This is a genomic window from Actinoallomurus iriomotensis (assembly GCF_030269445.1).
Taxonomy (GTDB): domain Bacteria; phylum Actinomycetota; class Actinomycetes; order Streptosporangiales; family Streptosporangiaceae; genus Actinoallomurus; species Actinoallomurus iriomotensis.
In genome coordinates this window covers 19,815-43,037 of sequence record NZ_BSTJ01000003.1, presented here as the reverse complement: position 1 = coordinate 43,037, position 23,223 = coordinate 19,815, and the positions used below count along the sequence as shown (strand labels likewise).

Sequence of the window (23,223 nt, the reverse complement as noted above, 5' to 3'; positions counted from 1 at the left end):
TAGGGGACCGAGGGGCAGACAGGGTGCAGCCGTTGCGGGTACCGTACGTATTGTTGAGCAATCCGGCAAGAGGGCAATGTCAACCAGAGCAGTAAAGGGGCGAGATGTCACAAGGCGGCTCTTCTGCCGGACCGGATTCCGGCGACGCCGGAGGATCCGGTAACTCAGGAACCTCACCGCTCGCCGGCCTGTCCGGCGCGCGCGTGCTGCTCGACCGTACGAGCACCGTGTCCAAACTGGCCGACGCGTTGCGCGCGCAGATCATCGAAGGCGGGCTGCCGCCCGGCACGCAGCTCGCCGAGCACGCCGCCGCGAAGGAGCTCGGCGTCTCCCGCAACACGCTGCGCGAGGCGTTCCGGCTGCTCGCGCACGAGGGTCTGGTGATCCACGAACCGCACCGGGGCGTGTTCGTGCGCACCCTCGACGCCGGCGACGTCCGCGACATCTACACCACGCGCCGCCTGGTCGAGTGCGCCGCCGTCCGCACCGAGGGGCCGCCGCCTCGGGCCGTGGCCGAGATCCGCGCCGCGGTGGAGACCGCCGAGGCCGCGGTCGCCGAGTCGCGCTGGCACGACGTGGGAACGGCCGACCTGCGGTTCCACTCCGCGATCGTCGCACTCGCCGGCAGCCGCCGCCTCAACGACATGACGCGCCGCCTCCTGGCCGAGCTGCGCCTGGTCTTCCACGTGATGGCCGACCCGCACCGCTTCCACGAGCCGTACGTGCACCGCAACGCCGCCATCGCCACACTCATCGAACAGGGCCGTACGCGGGAGGCCGCCGAGGCGCTGACCGCCTACCTCGACGACGCCGAGGCCCAGCTCCTCGGCGGCATCGCCGAACGGACGCGAGACAGGCGACGGTGACACCAGCGGCTCGGCCGCACCGGGGCGAGCCCGCCTCCGCGACGGTGCGTGACGGGGAGAGACTGGGCCCCATGGACTACGTGAAACTGGGATCGACCGGCCTGGACGTCTCTCGGATCTGCGTGGGGTGCATGAGCTTCGGCGAGCCCGACCGGGGCAACCACACGTGGACGCTCGGTGAGGAGCAGGCCGCTCCGCTCATCCGGCAGGCGATCGAGGCCGGCGTCAACTTCTTCGACACCGCCAACGTCTACTCCGACGGCAGCAGCGAGGAGATCACCGGACGGGCCCTGGCCCGGTACGCCCGCCGCGACGAGGTCGTGATCGCGACCAAGGTGCACGGCCGTACGCACGCGGGTCCGAACGGCGCGGGCCTGTCCCGCAAGGCGATCATGAGCGAGATCGAGGCCAGCCTGCGCCGGCTGGGCACCGACTACGTCGACCTCTACCAGATCCACCGCTGGGACCCCCGCACCCCGATCGAGGAGACCCTCGAAGCGCTGCACGACGTGGTCAAGGCCGGCAAGGCGCGCTACATCGGCGCGTCCTCGATGTACGCCTGGCAGTTCGCCAAGGCGCTCTTCACGTCCCGGCTGAACGGCTGGACGCGGTTCGTCACGATGCAGAACCACTACAACCTCGTCTACCGCGAGGAGGAGCGGGAGATGCTGCCGCTCTGCCTGGACCAGGGGATCGGCGTGATCCCGTGGAGCCCGCTCGCGCGCGGCCGTCTCGCCCGCGACTGGGACACCACGACCGCGCGCGCCGAGACCGACGAGTTCGGCAAGTCCCTGTACCAGGAGGGCGACCGGGAGATCGTGGACGCGGTCGGCCAGGTCGCCGAGGCACGGGGCGTGACGCGCGCCGCCGTCGCCCTCGCGTGGGTCCTGCGTCACCCGGCGGTGTCCGCGCCCATCGTCGGCATGAGCAGGTCGCAGCACCTGGAGGACGCGATCGCCGCGCTGTCGGTCGAGCTGACCGACGACGAGGTGGCCGCGCTGGAGAAGCACTACTCCCCGCGCCCGGTGGCAGGCTTCCGCTGACACCCCGCCGTGGCGGGCCGCTACGGAGAGCCGGGCGGCCCGCCCGGTTCGCGGGCCATCTCGTCGAACCTGCGGCGGCGGAACTCCCGCGGACTCTCGCCGTAGCGGCTCCTGAACGCCGAGGAGAACCAGGTGGGAGTCAGGCCGGCCCGGGCGGCGATCTCACCGACGCCGAGTTCGGCGCAGTCCGGGTTCTGGAGCAGGTCCCGGGCCGCCCGCAGCGTCTCCTCGTGCCGGAGGTCGCGGTACGTGGTGCCGGCGCTCCGCAGCGCGTTGCGCAGCTGCCGCGGTGACCAGCCGAGCGCACGCGAGACGGCGGTGAGCGGCAGCTTGCCGCTGCCGAGCCGCTGCCGGACGTAGCGCCGTACGACCTGGGCGACCTCGGCGAGGTGGTCCTCCGGCGGCCGGGTGTCCCTGAGCGCGATCAGGCAGAACAGCTCGGCCATCCGGTCGCACACCGCGTGGAACTCCTGGTCGGAGAGGTTGTCCCGTTCGGCGTGCAGGCTGCTCATCAGGCCCTCGAGGACGCGGCCGAGGCCGGTGTTCATGCTGAGGACGACGCGCAGGGGCCGGGGCGCTCCGACGTTCCGGTCGATCTCGGTGCGGGGAACCTGGATCGCGTACGCCCGGGACGCCGGGATCGTGAGCCGGCAGTGTTCGTCCATGCCCATCACAGAGGCGTATCCGGGTGGTGTCCGTGTCTCGTGTTCGCCGTGCCGGACGGTGTAGACGCCCTGCTGCGGAACGACGATCCAGTAGTGCTCGTCGCCGGGGACCGCGCGGATGTGCGAGGGCGTGCGGACCGCTATCCGGTCGGTGCGCTGTGTCCAGTGCAGCAGCACATAGGCGCTGCTCTCCTGGACGGTGAGGTCCGCGCGCCAGTTTCCTGGAGACCGGAAACGGTGGTCCATCGGAAGGATGCCGTCGGAGAGCTCCCGCCACTCATCGGTTCTCACCGTGGTCCAGGAGTGATATCTCAAGCGCCCACCTCCGCCTCGGCTCGCTGATGGTAGCTATGACGCAGCGACGCGAGGTGTGTCAAGCGCCGTCGCTGATCGTTGGCCGGTCTTCTGTTCTCGTGACATTCGGCTTCCGTTCCGGGGCAGGAACGGCGGGCACGTCTTTCCCGCGGGCCCGCGCCGTCGGAGACTTTTCGCCGGACGGCCCGTTGATGGGCTTGCTGCCGAAGGGGAACTTCATGACGACAGGCCTTCCCGCATTTCCCGTCATCGGTGAATACCCGCTCGACACCTGTATCCGGCTCCGGGAGATCGCGCCCGTGGTCGAGGTGGAGTTCCCCGGCGGCGTGCCCGCCTACCTGGCGCTGAGCCACAACGCCGTGCGCGAGATCCTCGCCGGTGACAACAAGACGTTCCTGCGGGACCCCAAGCACTGGCCCGCCCTGTACGACGGGTCGATCCCGGAGGACTGGCCGCTGCGGACCATCGTCCAGGGCGACCACCTGTCCACGAAGGACGGTGGCGACCACCGGCGGCTGCGCGGACTGATCGGCAAGGCGTTCACCCCGAGCCGGGTCCAGGCGATGGAGCCGCGGGTCCAGGAGATCATCGACCGGATGCTGGACGACGTGGTCGCCGCCGGCGACGGCGTCGACCTGGTCCCCGCCCTCACCGAGGCACTGCCGATGGCCGTGATCTGCGAGCTGTTCGGCGTGCCGGAGCCGGAACGCCTGCGGCTGCGCAAGTGGACCGCCGCCCTGCTGTCGCACACGACCCCTCCGGAAGAGGCGTTCGCGACGCAGGAGGCGCTCATGAGGTACCTGTACGAACTGGTCGAGCGCAAGCAGGCCGAGCCCGGCGACGACCTCACCAGCGGCCTGGTCCAGGCCCGTGACGAGGGCGACAAGCTCACCACCGACGAACTGGTCGCCGTGCTGTGGCTGATGCTGATCGCCGGCCACGAGACAACGGTCCACCTGCTCGGACACGCCATCGTGGCGCTGTCCCAGCACCCCGGCCAGCTGGGGCTGGCCAGGGCCGGGGACCGCTGGGCCGACGTGGTGGAGGAGACCCTGCGGTACCGCCACTCGGTGATGATGACCAGCTTCCGCTTCACCGCCGCCGACGTGACCATCGCGGGCGTGGACATCCCCAAGGGCAACGCCGTCGGCGTGGTCTACCAGGCGAGCGGCGTCGACCCGGAGCAGTACGGCGAGACCGCGAACACCTTCGACATCACCCGCCGGGCCACCGGCCACCTGGGCTTCGGCCACGGCCCGCGGTACTGCATCGGTGCCCCGCTGGCCCGCCTGGAGAGCCGGCTCGCGCTCGCCTCGCTGTACCGGCGGCTGCCCGACCTCAGCCTCGCGATCGACCCGGACGACATTCCCTACTCGCCGTCGTTCTTCACCATCGGCCCGCTGTCGCTGCCGATCAACCTGGGCGCGACCCGGTCCTGACCGTTCGCCGGGCGGTCAGCGGCGCAGGAGCTCGACCGCGCGGTCGAAGGCCGAGTCGCGGTCGTGGGCGAACTCCTCGTCGGTGAGGACCGGGACGCGTACGTCCGGCGGGATGCCCGCGCCGTCGAACGTGCGGCCCGTACGGGTGCGGAACTCCTCATTCGGCAGCCCGAAGACCAGGCCGTCCGGGAGCGAGCGTTCCATGACGTCGGAGAACACGCCCTGGGTGTTCTCGCCGATCCGTACCGGCGCCGGCGTCCGGTCCATGAGGGCCTGGACGAAGGTCTCCCCGGCGCTGAAGTCCGACCCGCCGGTCAGGATCGTCACCGGCCCGAGGTAGGGATCCGCGTGCGGCCGTACCTCGATGGGCTGCGGCGCGGTGAACCGGGCCGGGTCCCGCGGGTCGTTCCGGGCGCGCTTGGCGTACGCGAGGTAGGGACGGCCGGTGAGCCGGGAGGCGACCTGGAGCCCCAGCGAGTCCGAACCGCCGCCGTTGACCCGGACGTCGATGACGAGCCCGCGGAGCGTGCCGACACGTCGCGGCGTGAAGACGGCGTCGAGGGCGCGGGTCAGCTCGGCGGCGTTGGAGGCGTAGTCGTCGGCTTCGGTGTAGCCGCCGAAGCCGGATATCCGCAGGTAGCCGAGGTCGCCGGGCAGATCGGCGTAGCCGACGCGGCCCTGGGCGTACTCCGTGAGCGCGCCGTGCAGGTCGCGGCGCTCGACGTACGTCTTGACGCGCTGGTCGTAGTCGGGGGAGGGCAGGACCGTGCCCGGGCGCAGGTGCGGGACGGGCGGGCCGCCGGTGCTCACCCAGGTGTGCGCGTCGTTCAGCGGCGCGATCATCTCGTTGAAGATCTCGGCGAGGCGTGACGTGGTCGTCGCCGGGGTCACGAGCGGGCGGTACCGGTGCCGGACCTGCTGCCAGTCGACGCCCTTGGCGGCGAAGAACGGGTAGTTCTCGGCGAACGTCCGCCAGAAGACGTCGAAGGCGGTCAGCGGGTCCTTCGCCGGCGTGCGACCGCACGCGGCGGGGAGCGCGGGGATCCGCCGTAGCAGACGGACGCCGGGGGAGCCCGCGAAGCTCATCCGCCCCGGCCGGACCGTGACGGTGTCGCCGTCGTCGGTGACGTACGTGCCGTCCTCACCGGTGCGGTCGGCGGTGAAGCCCGGCAGGCAACTGATCGCCGTGGTCTCGTAACTCCGCAGGTGACCGTGGTCGACGGCGATGACCGTCCCGTAGCCGTCGGTGCGCCAGACGCCGTCGGCCGACGGCGCGGCGGCGGCCGCGCCCGGGCTCAGCGTCATCGCGACGGCCGCCGCGAGCACTCCATGTGTCAACATGCCTTCTCCTCCGTTCGGCGGGAACGGAGGAGAAGCTAGTGACCGGGCGGCCGCCGCCTCGTCGTCCTGGAGAGCCGACCTCGGTGTCGCTCTCAGGTAGTACGGGGGTTCGTCAGCGGTCGGCGGGGAGCGGGTCGTGGGCGACCGGTTCGGTGGCGCGCGACCGGCCGTGGCGGATGAACGCGGCGATCAGCACCACCGCCGCGACCGCCACCGACCACAGCACCTGCGGGCGGCCGTCGTGGTCGAACAGCATCACCACGAGGATGGCGGCGATGCCGAGGATCGTGGCGACGGTCAGGTACGGGTACAGCCACATCCGGACGACGATGCGCTCGGGCGCCTCGCGTTCGAGGCGGCGGCGCATCCGCAGCTGCGACACGGCGATGACCGTCCATACGAACAGCGCGACGGCGCCGGAGCCGTTCAGCAGGAACAGGAACACGGTGTCCGGGCTGGTGTAGTTGAAGATCACCGCGAGGAAGCCGAAGGAGACCGACACCCAGATCGCGACGTGCGGGACGCCGCGTGCGGTCGTCGCGGCGAAGGCCTTCGGCGCGTCGCCGCGTTCGGCCAGCGAGAACGCCATCCGCGACGCGGTGTACAGCCCGGAGTTCAGGCAGGACAGCACGGCGGTCAGCACGATAACGTCCATGATGGTGCCGGCGCCGGAGATGCCGATGCGATCGAGCACCGCGACGTAGGGGCTCGTCGAGCTGCTGGTCGAGGTCCACGGCAGGAGCGTGACGATCACGGCGATCGAGCCGAGGTAGAAGACGATGATCCGCCAGATCACGCTGTTGACCGCCTTGGTCACGGCCCGGCCCGGGTCGCGGGACTCCCCGGCCGCGATGGTGACGATCTCGCTGCCCATGAAGGAGAACACCACGGTGAGCAGTCCGGTGATGATCGCGCCGTACCCGTGCGGGAAGAAGCCGTGGCCGGTGAGGTTGCTCGTGCCCACGGAGTCGGTGCCGGGCAGCAGGCCGAAGATGGCCAGGACGCCCAGGACGATGAAGACGGCGATCGCGGCGACCTTGATCGCCGAGAACCAGAACTCGAACTCGCCGTAGGACCCGACGGAGAACAGGTTCGTCGCGGTGAGCAGGATCATCAGGATCAGCGCCAGCGTCCACTGGGGGATCCACGGGATCCAGCCGTGCACGATCTTCGCGCCCGCCGTCGCCTCGACCGCGAGCACGACCGCCCAGAACCACCAGTACAGCCAGCCGATCGTGAAGCCGGCCCACCGCCCGATCGCGCGGTCGGCGTACGCGGAGAACGACCCGGTGTCCGGTGAGGCCGCCGACATCTCGCCGAGCATGCGCATGACCAGGATGACGAGCAGCCCGGCGAGCGCGTAGGACAGCAGGATGGCCGGGCCGGTGGCGTGGATGCCGGCGCCGGAGCCGACGAACAGGCCCGCGCCGATGACACCCCCGATGGCGATCATCCCGACGTGACGGTTCTTCAGCCCCGGTTTGAGGCTCTTCTCGGGTGTTCCGGTGCTTCCGGCCTGGGGCATTCGGAGCAGCTCCTTGGTTTCGGGGGGCTTCCAAGCGTGGCAAAAGTCCGAAATCAGTCAGCCCGCCGATACCCAAACGTCGGGGGCCGGTAACTCCACCGAGGTGATCACTTCGCCGTCGGACGAGAAGGGCCGCGGGGGACGCCGTCGTCCCCCGCGGCCCTTCAGGCCGTACGGGTCAGGACGCGTTCACCGCGACGTCGTCGAGGACGAAGCTGGTCTGCAGGGACGAGTCCTCGGTGCCGCTGAACGACAACGTGACCGTCTGGCCGGCGTAGGAGGACACGTCGAAGGTCCTGGCCGTGTAGCCGGAGGCGGCGTTGGCGTTGCTGTAGGTGGCGAGGGTCGTTCCGCCGATCTTGACGGTGAACTTGTCGTAGGCGGTGGATCCGCTCTCGTTCGTGTCGATGTGCAGGTAGAACGTGAGCGATGCGTGGCATCCGGACGGGATGCTGATGGATTGGGTGGCGGTGTCGGTGTGGGTGGTGCCGTAGCCGTCGAACCAGGCGAAGTGCGTGCCGGAGTGGGCACTTTCACCGCTGCCGTTGGCCGAGACGACCCCGGACGTGGTCGTCCACGGTGAGGTTCCGGACTCGAAGCCGCCGTTGGTGACCTTGTTGCCGGTCGAGGAGCAGCCGCCGCCGACCGGGTTCACCGTCCACGTGAAGCTCGCCGAGCCCGACGCGCCGGTGGTGTCCTGGGCGGTGACGGTCACCGTCGAGGTGCTCGCCGTGGTCGGCGTCCCCGAGATGACACCGGTCGAGGCGTTGATCGACAGCCCGGCGGGCAGGCCCGACGCGCTGTAGGTCAGCGTCTGGCCCGACGCGGAGTCGCTCGCCTGGATCTGCAGGCTGACGGCCGTGCCGACGGTGCTCGTCTGGTTGCCGGGGTTGGTGACCGTGACGGTGTTCCCGCCGGTGGAGCCGCCGCCGAACGCCGTGACGCCGTTCGGCGTGCCCAGCCCGGTCGGCCCGTCGTACCCGGCCGCGGCCCTGCAGAGGTAGCTCGGGCTGCACGAGCCGTTGCTGCCGGAGGTCACGTCGTTCAGCGCGCTGGTGTGGGCGTACGGGAAGGACGCCGGGTACGAGCCCGCGGCCGGCGCTCCGGCCAGCGCGTACACGCCCGCGATGATCGGCGCCGAGGCGCTCGTGCCGCCGACGACCACCCAGCCGCCGACGCCGTACGTGTCGTACACCGCGAGGCCGGTGTTCGGGTCGGCGACCGCAGAGACGTCCGCGACGGTCCGCTTGGAGCAGCCGGTGTCGGTCTGCCACGTCGGCTTCGCGTCGTACGCGGAGCAGCCGGAGCCGGCGCCGCTCCAGGCGGTCTCGCTCCAGCCACGCGTGTTGGACGCACGCGACAGGCTGGTGCCGCCGACCGCGGTCACGTAGCGGGACGCGGCCGGGTACTCCACGCCGTACCCGTCATCGCCCGACGACACGGTGATCGCCACGCCCGGGTGGTTGAAGTAGGAGGAGTCGGAGCTGGGATCGGTGGAGTCCTCGCTGCCCCCGTAGCTGTTGGAGACGAACTTGGCGCCCAGGCTGACCGCGGTGTTGACCGCGGTGCCGAGGTCGTCCATGCTCGGCTGGCTCGCCTCGACGAGCAGGATCTTGCAGCTCGGGCAGACGGCCGAGACCATGTCGAGGTCGAGCGAGATCTCCTCGGCCCATCCGGAGTCGGCGCTCGGGAGGCTACTGCCACCGGTCTCGTTGACCTTCTTGAAGCAGCCGTTGGCGGTGGTGCACGCCGACAGGCCGTACTGGCTGCGGTAGGTGGCCAGGTCCGCTTCGGCGTTCGGGTCGTCGTACGCGTCGATGATCGCGACGGTCTGGCCCGAGCCGCCCGACGGCAGGGCGTAGGCGCTCTTCAGGTCGGCGGCGCCCAGACCCGAGGGCGCGACCTGCGGCTGGAGGCCCTTGCGCGGCTGCACGTCGGTACGGACGAGCGAGAGGCAGGCCATCTCGTTCTTGTGCGTGGGGGTCGCGCAGGCGCGCTCGACCGGGGCGGCGGCCGTCTTCGCCTGAGCGGGGATGGCGGCGTGCGCGGGGGCGGTGGTGACGAGGGAGGCGGCGGCGAGCGCGACCGAGGCGAGCACGGTGAGTCCGGCACGTCTCATGCGGCGCTGCGTCCGTCGAGCAAGGGCTGGGGGTGACATCCTGCTCCCTTTCTGGCGGGAGGCCGGGGCACGACGGGGCGGGGGTTCCGACGCGTCCGGGCCTGTGACACCACGGTCAGTGGTGCATGCCTGCGGACGATAGGCATATGCCATAAACGGGTCAATATGCCTTTACTCTCTCTTGACCGCCCCGTCCGGATCTGGACTGCGATCGGTGTCTCGCCCGATAACGTGTCGGAGATGGGTGATCTGGATCGATGGCGGCGCGAGCTCACCGAACTCGGCCTGACCGGGTACGAGGCGCGGGTTTACCTGGCGCTGGTCAACCGCTCGCGCTACACGGCGGCCCAGGTCGCCCGGGAGTCGGGCGTGCCCCGCCAGCGGATCTACGACGTGCTGTCCGGCCTGACCGAGCGCGGCCTCGTACGGGCGCTTCCGGGTCAGGTCACGCGCTACACCGCCGTCGATCCCGCGTCGGCGATCGAGCGGCTCCTGGCCGCGCACCGCGCGCAGTTCAGCCAGCTGGAGCAGGCCACGGCCCGCCTGGTCGAGGCGCTCGTCCCCGCCTGGTCGCACGGCCGTGACGAGACCGACCCGCTCGACTACGTCGAGGTGCTCCGCGACCGCGAGATGCTCTCCGAACGGCTGGAGGACATCCAGGCCGAGGCGAAGAAGGAGATCCTCGCCATGGCCAAGCTGCCGTACCTGACCGGGGACAGCACCTCCGGCCTGGCCACCATCCGGCGCCTGACCCAGGCCGGCGGCACCGTCCGCTGCATCTACGAGGGCGACGCGCTGGTCCACTCGGAGATGCTGGCCGACATCCGGCGCTACGCCGCGGCGGGGGAGCACGCCCGGATCGCCGCCTCCGTCCCGATGCGCATGTGGATCGTGGACGGCACACGCGTGGTCATGTCGCTGCGCGACCCGGTCGCCGACTCCTCGTCCACGACGAACGTCCTCATCGAACACCCGGCGCTCGCCCAGTGCCTGACCTACGCCTTCGAGGCGATCTGGGAGGGAGCGTCACCGGTGTGACGGCCTGGCGGGGCGGGCGCTGCTACGGTGCGGGGGTGAGCGCGTCGCAGCCGGTCCGGGGCACCCGGGTCCGCGGAACACGGCAGGCGGAGGCACTGGCCTCCGCCCTGGAATGCCTCGCCGGATTCCGCAGCGCCCAGGACATCCACGCGGAGCTCCGCCGCCGCGGCGAACGCATCGGATTGACGACGGTGTACCGGCATCTGATGGTGCTGAGCGAGGACGGCGCGGTGGACACGATCCGCGACGAGGACGGCGAGACGCTCTATCGCCGCTGCGAGACCAGCGAACACCACCATCACGTGACATGCCGCTCCTGCGGACGGAGCGTGGAGGTGGAGGGCCGAGCGGTCGAACTCTGGGCCGACCGCGTGGCGGCGGAGGCGGGCTTCGTGGACGTGGACCACACCGTGGAGATCTTCGGCCTGTGCCCGGCCTGCGCGGCGAAGTGAGAACCCGGCGCCGCCACCCGCGACCGACCTTCGCCGAGGCCGCCCGCCGCGGTCGTGTGAGCCCGACGATCGCGACTCTGCCGTAGCCATCCCCTGTCCGTATCGGGGCCACCCGAGTCCGTGACCACTTGAGCCGTGCGCCCTCGGGGTCCGTGGCTGCTTGAGCACGTTCCCGTAGATCCGCGGTCGCCATCCCTGTCCCCTGCGGCTGCGGCCAATTGAGCCCGCGGCCTCCCGGGCTACCGCCCCCCTGTCCCTGCCGCCGCCGCAGGCCCGTCGGCCTGGAAAGCATGAAAACGGTTTTCACTATCGGTAGAGTTTCTCCCGGCGGTCATCCACAGCCGGCGGTCACCGCTATCCCCGCCTGTCGTGGTGCTGTCACGCTATGTAGCAACCAGATCAACGCTCTGTCAGCGGAAGCGCTGTACGGAGCGCTGTGCCGGTGCCGGCCACCCGTCGGCGCCCGTCCGTCCTGGGAGGGACCGTGAAGATCGCTTTTGTCGGTAAGGGCGGCAGCGGAAAGACGACGTTGTCCTCGCTGTTCGTCCGGCATCTGGTGGCCGCGGGCGCGCCGGTGGTCGCGATCGACGCCGACATCAACCAGCATCTCGGGGTCGCGTTGGGCATGTCGGAGGAGGCGGCGGCCACGATCCCGGCGATGGGGGAGCACCTGTCCGACATCAAGACGTACCTGCGCGGAGCCAACCCCCGCATCACCTCCACCGCGTCCATGGTGAAGACCACTCCGCCCGGCACCGGCTCACGCCTGCTCCGGCTGGGCGGCGACGACCCCATTCACACCAAGCTGTCCACCGAGGTGGCCGGGGCCAGGCTCATGGTCACCGGGCCGTTCACCGACGAGGATCTGGGCGTCGCGTGCTACCACTCCAAGACGGGCGCCGTCGAGCTCTACCTCAACCACCTGGTCGACGGCCCGGGCGAATACGCGGTGGTCGACTGTACGGCCGGCGCCGAGTCGTTCGCGTCGGGCATGTTCACCCGCTTCGACCTGACGTTCCTCGTCGCCGAGCCGACGAGGAAGGGCGTCGCCGTCTACCGCCAGTGGGTCGACTACGCCGCGGACTACGACGTCGCCCTGCGGGTCATCGGCAACAAGGTCCACGACGCCGACGACGTGGCGTTCCTCCGCGAGAGCGTGGGCGACGCGTTGCTGTGCTGCGTGGGCCAGTCCGCCGCCGTACGGGCGATGGAGCAGGGCCGTCCCATGAGCATCTCCGACCTGTCCCCGGACGACCGCTCGGCGCTGGCGAGCCTCCAGGCGGCCGTCGACGGCCAGGCGAAGGACTGGGACAAGTTCACTCGCCAGGCGATCGAGTTCCACGTGAAGAACGCCCGAGCCTGGGCCAACGCCGCGACCGGCCAAGACCTGGAAGCCCAGATCGACCCCGGCTTCGTCCTGGGTCCGTCGCACACTGCCACCCCCGCCCCGCTCTGACGGACGGGCCGTCCGCCGGGTCGTGTCCGAACGTGGTGGTGCCCGGACGCCGCGAAGGCGGTCCGGGCACCCGGGAAGGGGGATCCCTCAGCAGTCGACGAGTTCGGGCTTCTGGTTGAGGATCTGCTCGCGTGCGGTGACGAAGTCGTCGTATGCCTGCCGGGCACTCGGCCGGAAGGCCGCGACCCGGTGGCAGTTCTGGAACGCGAGGCGTACGTCGAAGTGCCGCTCGATCGCCGAGCGCATGGCGTCGCTGGCCATCATCCGCAGGAGCTGCCCGCGGGCGACCTCGTCGGGGGGCGGGGTCTGGTTATCGGTGAAGTCGGCATCGCCGACCCGAAGCTCGTCGATCAGGCCGGTGACGACCTTCCAGGCGTACGGCAGGGAGTCTCGGACGCAGTCGAGGAACGCGGCGTCATCGACCTCGCCAAGCTGCGCCTGCTGAACAAGTTGCGGGGACACGGTCAACGACATGGATTCTCCTGTCGGGTCGGCCACGCTTTTCGGGAACGGTTTTCATCTTCCATAGCCATCCCAGAGAAATCAACAGCCAGAGCCGTCCGATCACGGACGGTTCCAGCCGCCCCGCCGGGTCGTGCCGTCGTTCGTGGGATCACCCGCTGCTCCCCCGAACGGCGACGGGCGGCGGTCCAGCGGTCATGGCCGGCGACTTGCATCGCCCTCGGCGACGCGGCGGACCTCGCCCAGGCGCTCGTCTCACCCACGCCGTTCTCGCCCACGCCGTTCGGTCCGCCCCGTGCGTGCGCGCGTGGTCCTCGCCCACGCCGTTCGGGTCGTGCCGTGCGTGCCCGCTCGGTCCTCGCCCACGCCGTTCTCGCCTACGCCCTTCGGCCCGCCCCGTGCGTGCCCGCGTGGTCCTCGCTCACGCCGTTCTCGCCCACGCCGTTCGGCCTGCCCTGTGCGTGCCCGCGCGGTCCTCGCCCACGCCGTTCGAGTCCGCGCCGTTCGGGCGCGCGTGGTCCTCGCTCGCGCCGTTCTCGGCTACGTCGTTCGGGCCGCCCCGTGCGTGCCTGCGCGGTCCTCGCCCACGGTGTTCTAGTCCGCGCCGTTCGGGCCGGCCGTTCGTGTCCGTGCGGTCCTCGTCCACGGCGTTCGCGACCGTGTCTTGGCTGGACGCTGTCCGGGCCGCGAGGTCCGCATGCTCGACAACGCCTTACAGTTCGTGGGCGCCTCGCGGTGCACCGGCCGCCAGCGCGTGACCCTGGTCGTCCTCTGCCGAGCCGGCCGTGCACCTCCTCGACGCGGTCGAGTGCCGCGCGGATGCTCGCCCGGTCGGTGAGGCCCACTGTCACGGCGTCCGCGACGCCGCCGTCGACGCGGATCTCGGTGCCGATCCGCTGGGGGGCGTCGGGGCGGCGAGCACGACGTCGGCCGACGTCGGACACACGGGACGTTCAGGGATTTACGTAACAAGTCAGATGTAATCCGACAGCGTCGCAACCCCTTTGTGCCACTCCGCCTACAGGCCATCGTTACATGTGGTAATTATGTGACTCTCCTGCGAGATTAAGGGCTCGCAAGATCCCCCACCCCTCATGTTCCAATTCTCGTGATCTTTGGAGTTTTCGTGCGCAATCGCTCCACGCGGGCTCGGCTCGGGCGATCGGTTTCGGTGTGTTCGCCGGTCGGGGGCTCGCGCAGTCTGATGGTGGGCGCCGTGGCCGTGACGGCCATCGCGACGCTCGTGACGGGCTGTGGAGGGAAGAGCAAGAGCCCCTCCACGTCCTCGGCCGCCGGGAGTTCGGCTCCGACCGGCAAGCTGCCGGAGGCGACCACCTTCACGACCCTCAAGAACATCCCCAAGGACACCGCCGCGCTCGCGTCCGCCGACGGCACCGTCGTCCACCCCACCGCGGCGCTGCCCGTCTCCGTGACCCCCGGCGGTCAGCCGGTGGCGACACTGCCGGCCAAGGAACTGGGCGGGCCGACCTGGGTTCCCGTCGTCGAGACCAAGCCCGGCTGGGAGCGCGTGCTGCTGCCGAGCCGTCCCAACGGCGCGGCCGGCTGGATCCCCTCCGGCAACGGCAAGGTGGAGACGGCGCACAGCCCGTACGACGTGAAGGTCGACACCTCCGCGCGTCGGCTCACCCTGCTCAAGTCCGGCAAGTCGCTCGGCACCTGGACCGTCGCCGTTGGTGCGCCCAAGACCCCGACGCCCACCGGGCGTACGTTCATCCTCGCCTCGCTCGCCCCGGCGAAGGCCACCTACAGCCCGCTGATCCTGCCGGTCGGCGCGCACTCCGACTCGCTCGACACGTTCGGCGGAGGGCCGGGCACCGTGGCGTTCCATGGCTGGCCGCAGAAGTCGGTGTTCGGGCAGGCCGTCACGCACGGCTGCGTACGGGTGCCGGCGGACGCGCTGCGGCAGCTGTCCAAGGTCCCGCTCGGCACGCCGGTGCAGATCTCCGGCTAGCTCAGACCGGTCACATCGGCACGACGTGCCGTCCTGGCTTCCTCGGGAAGCCATCACCCCCATTAGGAGAGAGACAACAATGCGTAAACGACTGAGATACGGCGTGATCGCGGGCGTCATCGCGGCTCCGGTGGCCGCTGCCGCCGCCGTCGTGCCGGCGGCCTCCGCGACCGGCGGCGGCAGTCCGTCCTCGGCCTTCGGCATCTCCGCCGTCGGCCTGGTGAACATCCCCCGGACGCCCGTGGTGTCCTCCGAGTCCGGGCCCAGGTCCCGGAGCGTCGTCTCCGTACCGGCCAGCCCGCTGGTCCACCTGTCCGTGATCCACACGCGCGCCGTCCCCGGCCACGCGGAGGCCAGCGTGGCCGACCTCAAGATCGCCAAGGCCGCCATCAGCCCCAAGGCCGTCCTGTCCGCCAAGCTGATCTCGGCCCGGTGCGACGACGGCGCCGGCTCCTCCCGCCTCGTGGACGTACGCCTGGCGGGACGCGCCATCCAGGCCGGTACGTCCCCCAACAGCCGCATCACCGTCCCGGTCGAGGGGCTCGGCGGCGTGCAGGTCACGGTCAACAAGCAGGTCCACAACGCTGACGGCAGCATCACGGTCACCGCGCTCGAACTCGCGGTGCAGGCGCTCGGCAAGAGCCAGACGATCGCCATCTCGTCCGCGACCTGCGCCGGCCAGTCGTCCGGCGAGGCCCCCAAGCCGACCCCGGTGCCCAGCGACCTTCCGGTCACCGGCTGACCCACCGGTTGGCGGCCCCTGACCAGGCCGCCGCAAGCACACGTTCGAGGGCCCCGCGCCGCCACCGGCGCGGGGCCCTCGAACCGCTCGGACGATCCACGGCCACGCTCGCCCTCACCCGCGGCGTGGCCGTTCCACTCGCTCGTGGGTCTGCCGCGCGTTGGCCGGTCGCGTCCGTTTTCTCATGCGCTGCGCGGGCGGCTCGTTCCTCACCGGCGGCTTCGCTCGCTCGTCGGCTCGCCGCGGCGGGAGCGGAGGAGGGGCGTTTCCCCGGGTCAGTCGCTGCTGGTCGGGGTGTTCTCCTTCGTGTACTCCCAGTGCCACGGCTCGAACGGGCTGCTGTACGCCCACGACGGGTGGAAGAACTCGTACTTCTTGGAGTTCGCCTGGAGCCAGTTGAACTCCGCCGAACCCTGGCTCTGCACGCCGCCGCAGAGGTCCACGGCCGTGCCGTACCCGTGGTTGCTGTGGCCCGGCACCGCCGCCATGCCCGGGCGGTCGGCGTAGATGCGCTGCTGTTCGGCGAGTGGCCGGTAGGAGTCGGTCAGGCACATCTGCACCCCGAACCGGCGCTTGTACGCGTCGTTCAGGTTGTAGAAGGCCAGCGCCGCGTCGGCGCGCAGGGACCGGCCCGGCTGCGGGAGCTTGCACAGGTATCGCGCCGGGATCAGTCCGTTCGGGAACTTGCGGGCCTCGGAGACCAGGCTCTTCTTGCAGGTCAGCCGGAGCCGCGTGCTCGGGTCCAGCTTCTTGAGCGCCGCGGTCAGCTGTGCCGTCAGCGCGGCGGCGCGCGACTTCAGGCCGCTGACCTCCTGCTGCAGCCGGGTCTGCTCGATCGCGTTGCGCGACTGCAGATCCTGGGCCGTGGCGGCCAGCTGCTCATGCTGTTTGCGCAGCTGGTTTCCCTTGTCGATGAGCGTCTTCTGGTCGTTGGACAACATCGTCAGGTCGGTCGCCGCCGCGAGGTCCTGGTCGGGGTCCTTGCCGCCGATCAGCGCCGGTATCCCGAGCGCCCCCGGATCCTTGTACGTGTTGGCGGCCAGGCGCGCCAGGGGCTCGCGGATCTGGTTGAGCTGCTCGTCGGCGACGCCCAGGTCCGCCAGGGTCTGCTTCAGCTTCTCCTCGGAGGCCTTCAACTTCTTGTTGCGGTCCTCCCACGTCTTGGTCGCCTTGGCCAGCTCCGCACTGGCCTTGTCGGCCTGCTTGCGGAGAGCTTCGACGCTGCTGGGCGAGGGTGTCTGAGAGGCGGAGGACCGGTCCGAGGCACCGGTCACCCACAACGACATGAACACCGAGACCGCCGCGATCAGCGCCACCGGACGAGGGCTTCGCACGGGGATCCTTCCGGGGGCGGGCGACTGTGTGACGCTGCTCGACCGTACTACAGGTGCCAGTGTGATCCGACGCCTGTCTGTGACGGCCGGGACACGGGTTCATCCGTTCGATCTGCGCCTGCACACCTCCCAGACCCACGGCCATTTCTTCAGGCTCGTCGGGCAGGCCGTGGCCGGGCTCGAATGGGAGGGCGCGTGGGTGGCCCGGGGATGGGAGGGCACCGAGGTGACCAGGGGCCGCGCGGGTACGGGGGTCGGCTCCGGCCGGGGCGGTACGTACGTGCCCCAGGTCGGCGCGGGCGGCGCCGCCTCCACCGGGCTGCGGCTCGGCCGGGGGCGCGCGGCGGCGTCTCCGGACGACCCGCCGCCGGCGGTCAGCACCGCGACCAGCAGGCCGGCCGCCACGATGGTGCCGGCCAGCGCTGTCACGCCGTAGCGGAACGGAACGACCTCGAACCGGGCCCAGAGACGGCGCGCCATGACGGTCGGAACCAGAACCGAAGTCCACCTGTGTCGCCGATTCACGCCGAGCAGGGTAGCGAGGAACGCCCCGTCGCGCTTCCACTCCGGTGGGTTACCAGGTCAGCGCCGTAGGCGGCCGGAGGCCACCCGCCGGGCTGCTCTCGTCCGGACGGCACTCGCCTGGAATACTCGCTGTTTATGGGGATGCCGATCTTGTTGACCGTGGATGACGATCCGTCGGTGTCCCGGGCGGTGGCCCGTGACCTCAGACGCCGGTACGGACAGGAATTCCGGGTGGTACGGGCCGACTCGGGGCAGGACGCGCTCGAAGCGTTGCGTGAGATCAAGCTGCGTGGTGACACCGTCGCGGCGATGCTCGCCGACTACCGCATGCCGCAGATGGACGGCATCGCGTTTCTCGAGCAGGCGATGGACCTGTTCCCGCACGCGCGGCGGGCGCTGCTCACCGCGTACGCCGACACCGACGCCGCCATCCAGGCGATCAACGTGGTGGACGTCGACCACTACCTGCTCAAGCCCTGGGACCCGCCGGAGGAGAAGCTCTATCCGGTCGTGGACGCGCTGGTGGAGACCTGGCGCGCGGTCGGTGACCGGCCCGTGGAGGAGACCAAGGTCATCGGCCATCGGTGGTCGGCCCCGACGTACGAGGTGCGTGACTTCCTGGCCCGCAACTCCGTGCCGTACCGCTGGTACTCGGTGGACGAGCCGGAGGGCTGCCGGCTGCTCGAGGCGGCCGGTCTCGGGTCGGGGGACATCCCGGTGGTGATCACTCCGGACGGCAAGGCGCTGCGTGCGCCGACCGGAGCGGAGATCGCCGCCGTGGTCGGCCTGTCCACCGAGCCGGCCGCCGAGTTCTACGACCTGATCGTCATCGGCGGCGGACCCGCGGGCCTGGGCGCGGCGGTGTACGGCGCCTCGGAGGGCCTGCGGACCGTCCTCGTCGAGCGGCAGGCGACCGGCGGTCAGGCCGGTCAGAGCTCTCGGATCGAGAACTACCTCGGCTTCCCCGACGGCGTGTCCGGCAGCCAGCTCACCGAGCGGGCCCGCCGGCAGGCGCGCAAGTTCGGCGCCGAGGTGCTCACCGCGCGCGACGTGGTCGGCCTGGAGGCGCGCGGCTCGGCCAGGGTGATCACCTTCAGCGACGGCAGCGAGATCGCGGCCCACGCGGTGGTGCTGGCGAGCGGCGTGGCGTACCGGTCGCTGGAGGCCACCGGCTGCGGCGACCTCACCGGCCGCGGCGTGTACTACGGATCGGCGTCCACTGAGGCGCAGGCGTGCAGCGGCGAGGACGTCTACATCGTCGGCGGCGCGAACTCCGCCGGCCAGGCCGCCGTGTTCTTCTCCCGCCACGCCCGGTCCGTCACCCTCGTCGTACGGGGCGCGTCGCTGGAGCAGTCGATGTCGCACTACCTGATCGAGCAGCTCAGGGCCATCGAGAACGTGCACGTACGCGTCGGCACGAGCGTCGTCGAGGCCCACGGCGACGATCATCTCGAGTCCATCACGCTCTGCGAGCGGGAGAGCGGCACGACCGAGACGGTGCCGTGCGGGCACCTGTTCGTCTTCATCGGCGCGGCCCCGTACACCGACTGGCTCGGCGAGTCGATCCTGCGCGACCAGCACGGCTTCGTCCGTACCGGCCCGGACCTTCTCGCCGAGGGGCGGCGCCCGCAGGGCTGGCCACTCGACCGCGATCCGCTGTACCTGGAGTCGTCGGTGCCGGGCGTTTTCGTCGCCGGAGACGTACGCTCACAGTCGGTCAAACGTGTCGCCTCGGCGGTCGGCGAGGGCGCGATGGCGGTCACTCTCGTGCACCGGTACCTGGAGGAGCGATGAGCACGCGACTTTCCCCGGACGAACTGCGCACGCTCTTCCTCTTCGAGAAGCTCACGGACGACCAGCTCGCCTGGGTGAGCGCGAACGGCGAGGTCGAGGAGTACGCCGAGGGCACCAAGGTCCTGAGCGAGGGCGATCCCGCGACCTGCTTCTACGTGCTGTTGTCCGGCACGCTGCGGATGACGCGGGTGGTGCACGGCGACGAGCTGGAGATGGTCCGCAGCGACCAGCGCGGGGCGTACGCCGGCGCCACCCAGTTCCTCATGGGCCAGCGCGGCGAGCAGCGGTACTCCGCCTCGGTGCACGCGCTGACCGACGCGGCGTTCTTCCTGCTGCCGGCCGCGGAGTTCGGCGCGAAGTTCGCCGAGTGGTTCCCGATGGCCGCGCACCTGCTGGAGGGCATGTTCCTCGGGCGGCGCAACACCGACGCGGTCGTGGGCCAGCGCGAACGCCTGCTCGCACTCGGCGCGCTGTCCGCCGGTCTGACCCACGAGCTGAACAACCCCGCCGCCGCGGCCGTCCGCGCCACGTCCTCGCTGCGCGAACGCGTCGCCGGAATGCGGCACAAACTCGCGCTGCTCGCCAGCAAGGACATCGACCCGAACCTCCTCGAACAGCTCATCGACGTGCAGGAGGTGCTGGTCAAGCAGGTCGCGGACGCGCCGAAGCTGACCGCCATCCAGACCAGCGACCGGGAGGACGAGCTGTCCGACTGGCTGGAGGACCACGACATCACCGACGGCTGGGACCTGGCCGCGGTCTTCGTCCCGGCCGGGATCACGGTGGAGCGCCTGGACGAGGTCCACGCGGCGGTGGGCGAGGAGTTCCTCAACGCGGCGCTGCGCTGGCTCGGGTACGCCGTGGAGACCGAGTCGCTGATGGGCGAGATCGAGGACGCCACGACGCGGATCTCCACGCTGCTGGCGGCGGCCAAGCAGTACTCCCAGATGGACCGCGCGCCGTACCAGTGGATCGACGTGCACGACGGCATCGACTCGACGCTGATCATGCTCTCCGGCAAGCTCGGGCACATCGAGGTGGTCAAGGACTACGACCGGTCCCTGCCGCAGATCCCCGCGTACGCGGGAGAGCTCAACCAGGTCTGGACGAACCTGGTGGACAACGCGGTCTCCGCGATGAACGGCGACGGGCGGCTGACGATCCGTACGGCGAGGGAGAACGACCGGCTGCTGGTGGAGATCGGCGACACCGGCCCGGGCGTGCCGGCGGACCTCACCCAGCGGATCTTCGAACCGTTCTTCACGACCAAGCCGGTGGGCGAGGGCACCGGGCTGGGCCTGGACATCTCGTGGCGGATCGTGGTCAAGAAGCACCGCGGCGACCTACGGGTACGGTCCGAGCCGGGGGACACGCGGTTCGAGGTGCTGCTGCCGTTCACCGAAGGCTCGGACGAGGACTGACCCAGGTCTGAGACCAAGGCCGGTCGGCCGCCACGCTCACCAGTGCCGTGCGCAAACGCATTTTTGTTTCCTTCCTCAGAGCGTGATGACCATCGCGTTCACTCCCAGATGTCGAGCTCAGACCCGGTGCATGACTCTCGGGAGCGTGTTGACCTCCTCGACCCCGTCCTCGGTGACGATGACGGTGCCGCCGATGTTGACCCGTCGGCGGCCGAGAACGCAGTTCGGTTCCAGCGCGAGGGTCATGCCCGCCTTCAGCACGAGGTCGCCGCCCACGGTGGACACGCCTCCCACCGCTCCGTACCTGTCGATGGCCGGGACCTGCTCGCCGGGAAGTCCGCAGCCGCTGAAGGCGTCCAGGGGATTCAACGTGTGGATGAGCGGAGTGAGATTCCAGCCTCCGGCCTCCTCGACAGGCTCGTTCATGGCACGGACGACCTCGGCGAAGGTGACGCCTGGCCGGATGGCGGCGATCGCGGCGTCGTAGCTCGCCTCGGCGGCGGCCGCCGCGCGGTCGGTGCCGGGGTGCGTCTCCCCGATCGCGACGGTGAGCTGCTGTTGCGTCTCCCGCATCCCGTAGACGGGGAAGAGCTCGGCGAGCACCACGTCACCGTCGGCGAGGACGCGCGGGGGCTGGGCGCGGTAGGTCCATCTCGGCGGGCCCCACTCCACGCTCTCGCCGCCGGGCGCGACGACGAACACGCTGCCGCTGTTATGCGCGCCGGCCCGCAGACTCGCGGCGATGCCGGCCGCGTACGGCACGTTCTCCGGCACGCCGGCGGCCGAGGCCTCGATGATGGCGGCGCACATCGCCTCTCCCGCGCGCCCGCACCAGCGCACCAGGTCGCGCTCCTCGTCGCTGAGGCACCGGGTCGCCGCGATGAACTCGGCGTCGACGGGCACCAGCGTCGCGTCGGGGAGCCGTTCGGTGAGCTCGCGCCAGGTTCCCGCCGGGATGATGCCGTCCGGATGGAACGCCGCCGCGCCGAGACCGATGACACCGATCGTGGACGTCGCGAGCCCGCGTTCGCGCAGGCACTCGGCGATGAACGCGCCGCCCCTCGCGGCGCCGGCCGGCCGGCGCTCGGCGTGAGTGATGAACTGGCCGGGTTCGAGCCAGGTGTCGTCACCGCGCCGGACCGCCTCATGGTGGCCGCCGACCATGAGATGGACCGGCGCGAACAACTGCGGCGGTTCACCGTTCGGTATCAGGACGACGCCACCGGTGCGGTCACCGGTGAAGTAGTTGTCGGCGGCGAAGTGCGGGACTCCGGCGCCTTCGGGCTCGCCGTAGACGAGCAGGGCCGCCAGGCCGCGGCTTTCGATGAGCCGCTGGGCCAGCGCCCAGCGGCGGTCCCGCTCACGCGATGACAGCAGGGGAAAGTCGATCACCGGGACTCCTCACGCGTCGGCTCGGCGCGGCGAGGTGTGACCAAGGGCAGGTCGCTTCGCAGCGGGCTGCGTTTCAGGCCCGTGATCCACATGGTGACCTGATGCCGGAGCGGTCCGATCCGGCTCCCGGTTCCGACGGCGACGCGGCGCGCCGTACGGGCGACGGGGCCGTTCAGCGTCGCCAGCTTCGTCATCCGGTCGGTGAAGCGGAGCACCTCCAGCGCCGCGGCCCTGCGCTCGGTCTCGTAACCGTCGAGGACCGGCTCCGCGGCGAGCCCGTTGAGCACCGCTGCCAGCCTGGTCGACAGGTCGTAGGCGTCGGCGATCCCGGTGTTCATGCCCTGGCCGGCCGCCGGGCTGTGTACGTGGGCGGCGTCCCCGGCGAGGAACACGCCACCGACCCGGAACCGGTCCGCGACCCGGTGATGGACCCGGAAACGCGATGACCACACCGGGTCGGCGGCGAGCCTCGCGTCGATGCCGCGCTCACTGAGCAGGGAGTCCATGTACGCCCTGCCGGGCGCCCGCGGGACGTCGAATCCGGGGACCACCGTCGCGATGATCCTGTGGGTGCCGCCGGGCAACCGGCCGATCACGGTCACTCCCTGGGCCGACAGGTTGATGGTGGCCTCGTCGTCCGCGAACGGTCGGCCGGCGAGCTCGGCGTCGGCCAGCACGAACTGTGACGGATAGGTCTCCCCGGGAAAGTCCAGACCGGCAGCGGATCGGACCACGCTGTTCGAGCCGTCGGCGCCGATCACGTACCGGGCCCTCACCTCGAAGGGAACCGGCCCGGCTGGGGAGCCCGCCGTGCCCGTGACCAGGTAACCGTCTCCGTCCTCGCGGACCGCGGTCACGCGGTGATCGCGCCGTACGGACGCCCCCAGTCTCCTCAGGAGGACCTGTTCCGTGGTGCTCTGCGGCACGCTGAGGGCGAAGGGATGGCGGCTCGGGACGCCGGTCAGTCCGATGCGTGCCAGCACCCTGCCCCGGTCGACCATGACGATACGGACGACCTTGCCACCCGCCTCGATCAACTGGTCGGCGGCGCCGAGCTCGGCGAGGAGCTCGAGGGTCGACGCGTGGACCAGGGCGGCGTTCGACGTCTGTGTCGGCGTCGCGGCGGCATCGAGCACCACGTGCGGAACGCCGAGTTGGGTGAGCCGGAGGGCGGCCGTCAGCCCGGTCGGTCCCGCGCCCACGATCACTACCTCCTCGGCGGAGTCCGATCTCGCGTCCATGCGCCCTCCTCGTTCGATCTCCAGTAGTAGACAGTGTGTACTTTAAACAGTCAAACGCACTGGCTATGGTGGATGTTTTTG

At 70.6% G+C, this 23,223-nt stretch carries 19 protein-coding genes; 11 read left to right on the top strand and 8 right to left on the bottom strand.

All coding sequences use genetic code 11. From position 1 onward, the window contains the following. Window positions 1–203: 203 nt before the first annotated feature. Window positions 204–866 carry a GntR family transcriptional regulator gene (locus tag QSK37_RS13150; protein ID WP_285620158.1) on the top strand — a complete coding sequence of 221 codons (663 nt, stop codon included), beginning with the start codon at window positions 204–206 and terminating at the stop codon, window positions 864–866. A gap of 71 nt (window positions 867–937) precedes the next feature. Further along, window positions 938–1,909: an aldo/keto reductase gene (locus tag QSK37_RS13145; protein ID WP_285620156.1), complete on the top strand. Its 972-nt coding sequence runs from the start codon at window positions 938–940 to the stop codon at window positions 1,907–1,909. Window positions 1,910–1,929: 20 nt separating this feature from the next. Here QSK37_RS13145 and QSK37_RS13140 read toward each other — a convergent pair whose 3' ends face one another. Continuing rightward, a complete protein-coding gene (locus tag QSK37_RS13140) occupies window positions 1,930–2,889 on the bottom strand; it encodes a helix-turn-helix transcriptional regulator (RefSeq protein WP_285620155.1) in 960 nt (319 codons plus the stop codon). Window positions 2,890–3,107: 218 nt separating this feature from the next. Here QSK37_RS13140 and QSK37_RS13135 point away from each other — a divergent pair, with 218 nt between their 5' ends. Next, the gene (locus QSK37_RS13135) at window positions 3,108–4,328 is read left to right on the top strand and encodes a cytochrome P450 family protein (protein WP_285620153.1); all 1,221 of its coding nucleotides are present in this window, start codon (window positions 3,108–3,110) and stop codon (window positions 4,326–4,328) included. Between the two features lie 15 nt (window positions 4,329–4,343). On the opposite strand, the gene QSK37_RS13130 is transcribed toward QSK37_RS13135, so the two are convergent. The 3 genes from QSK37_RS13130 to QSK37_RS13120 form a co-directional block, all read right to left on the bottom strand. Beyond that, a complete protein-coding gene (locus tag QSK37_RS13130; RefSeq protein ID WP_285620151.1) occupies window positions 4,344–5,669 on the bottom strand; it encodes a S41 family peptidase in 1,326 nt (441 codons plus the stop codon). A gap of 112 nt (window positions 5,670–5,781) precedes the next feature. Beyond that, the gene (locus QSK37_RS13125) at window positions 5,782–7,194 is read right to left on the bottom strand and encodes an amino acid permease (protein WP_285620149.1); all 1,413 of its coding nucleotides are present in this window, start codon (window positions 7,192–7,194) and stop codon (window positions 5,782–5,784) included. Between the two features lie 178 nt (window positions 7,195–7,372). Then, entirely contained in the window at window positions 7,373–9,313 is a 1,941-nt protein-coding gene (locus QSK37_RS13120) for a putative Ig domain-containing protein (RefSeq protein WP_285620148.1), read from the bottom strand. Between the two features lie 240 nt (window positions 9,314–9,553). Here QSK37_RS13120 and QSK37_RS13115 point away from each other — a divergent pair, with 240 nt between their 5' ends. The 3 genes from QSK37_RS13115 (at window position 9,554) to QSK37_RS13105 (ending at window position 12,259) form a co-directional block, all read left to right on the top strand. After that, window positions 9,554–10,351 carry a TrmB family transcriptional regulator gene (locus QSK37_RS13115; protein WP_285620147.1) on the top strand — a complete coding sequence of 266 codons (798 nt, stop codon included), beginning with the start codon at window positions 9,554–9,556 and terminating at the stop codon, window positions 10,349–10,351. Between the two features lie 35 nt (window positions 10,352–10,386). Next, window positions 10,387–10,803, top strand: a complete 417-nt coding sequence (locus QSK37_RS13110) for a Fur family transcriptional regulator (RefSeq protein ID WP_285620145.1) — start codon at window positions 10,387–10,389, stop codon at window positions 10,801–10,803. Between the two features lie 484 nt (window positions 10,804–11,287). Further along, a complete protein-coding gene (locus QSK37_RS13105; RefSeq protein WP_285620143.1) occupies window positions 11,288–12,259 on the top strand; it encodes an ATP-binding protein in 972 nt (323 codons plus the stop codon). Between the two features lie 87 nt (window positions 12,260–12,346). Here QSK37_RS13105 and QSK37_RS13100 read toward each other — a convergent pair whose 3' ends face one another. Beyond that, window positions 12,347–12,733, bottom strand: coding sequence for an SCO5389 family protein (locus QSK37_RS13100; protein WP_285568755.1), 387 nt, complete (start codon window positions 12,731–12,733; stop codon window positions 12,347–12,349). A 1,204-nt stretch (window positions 12,734–13,937) separates the two neighbouring features. On the opposite strand from QSK37_RS13100, the gene QSK37_RS13095 reads away from it, so the two are divergent. Next, window positions 13,938–14,693, top strand: coding sequence for a L,D-transpeptidase (locus tag QSK37_RS13095; protein ID WP_285620141.1), 756 nt, complete (start codon window positions 13,938–13,940; stop codon window positions 14,691–14,693). 79 nt (window positions 14,694–14,772) lie between these two features. Beyond that, window positions 14,773–15,435: a choice-of-anchor P family protein gene (locus QSK37_RS13090; RefSeq protein ID WP_285620140.1), complete on the top strand. Its 663-nt coding sequence runs from the start codon at window positions 14,773–14,775 to the stop codon at window positions 15,433–15,435. A 275-nt stretch (window positions 15,436–15,710) separates the two neighbouring features. On the opposite strand, the gene QSK37_RS13085 is transcribed toward QSK37_RS13090, so the two are convergent. Further along, the gene (locus tag QSK37_RS13085; RefSeq protein WP_285620139.1) at window positions 15,711–16,769 is read right to left on the bottom strand and encodes a D-alanyl-D-alanine carboxypeptidase family protein; all 1,059 of its coding nucleotides are present in this window, start codon (window positions 16,767–16,769) and stop codon (window positions 15,711–15,713) included. A gap of 61 nt (window positions 16,770–16,830) precedes the next feature. On the opposite strand from QSK37_RS13085, the gene QSK37_RS13080 reads away from it, so the two are divergent. The 3 genes from QSK37_RS13080 to QSK37_RS13070 all read left to right on the top strand — a co-directional run bounded on the left by QSK37_RS13080 (window position 16,831) and on the right by QSK37_RS13070 (window position 20,509). Continuing rightward, a complete protein-coding gene (locus tag QSK37_RS13080) occupies window positions 16,831–17,205 on the top strand; it encodes a hypothetical protein (RefSeq protein WP_285620138.1) in 375 nt (124 codons plus the stop codon). Between the two features lie 248 nt (window positions 17,206–17,453). After that, window positions 17,454–19,088: an NAD(P)/FAD-dependent oxidoreductase gene (locus QSK37_RS13075; protein WP_285620136.1), complete on the top strand. Its 1,635-nt coding sequence runs from the start codon at window positions 17,454–17,456 to the stop codon at window positions 19,086–19,088. After that, window positions 19,085–20,509 carry an ATP-binding protein gene (locus QSK37_RS13070; protein ID WP_285620134.1) on the top strand — a complete coding sequence of 475 codons (1,425 nt, stop codon included), beginning with the start codon at window positions 19,085–19,087 and terminating at the stop codon, window positions 20,507–20,509. Before QSK37_RS13075 ends, QSK37_RS13070 begins: the two co-directional genes overlap by 4 nt. 117 nt (window positions 20,510–20,626) lie before the next feature. Here the strand turns inward: QSK37_RS13070 and QSK37_RS13065 are convergent, their stop codons facing one another. Continuing rightward, window positions 20,627–21,901, bottom strand: coding sequence for a M24 family metallopeptidase (locus QSK37_RS13065; protein ID WP_285620133.1), 1,275 nt, complete (start codon window positions 21,899–21,901; stop codon window positions 20,627–20,629). After that, window positions 21,898–23,142 carry an FAD-dependent monooxygenase gene (locus QSK37_RS13060; RefSeq protein WP_285620131.1) on the bottom strand — a complete coding sequence of 415 codons (1,245 nt, stop codon included), beginning with the start codon at window positions 23,140–23,142 and terminating at the stop codon, window positions 21,898–21,900. The genes QSK37_RS13065 and QSK37_RS13060 overlap by 4 nt, the downstream gene beginning before the upstream one ends. Window positions 23,143–23,223: the final 81 nt, after the last annotated feature.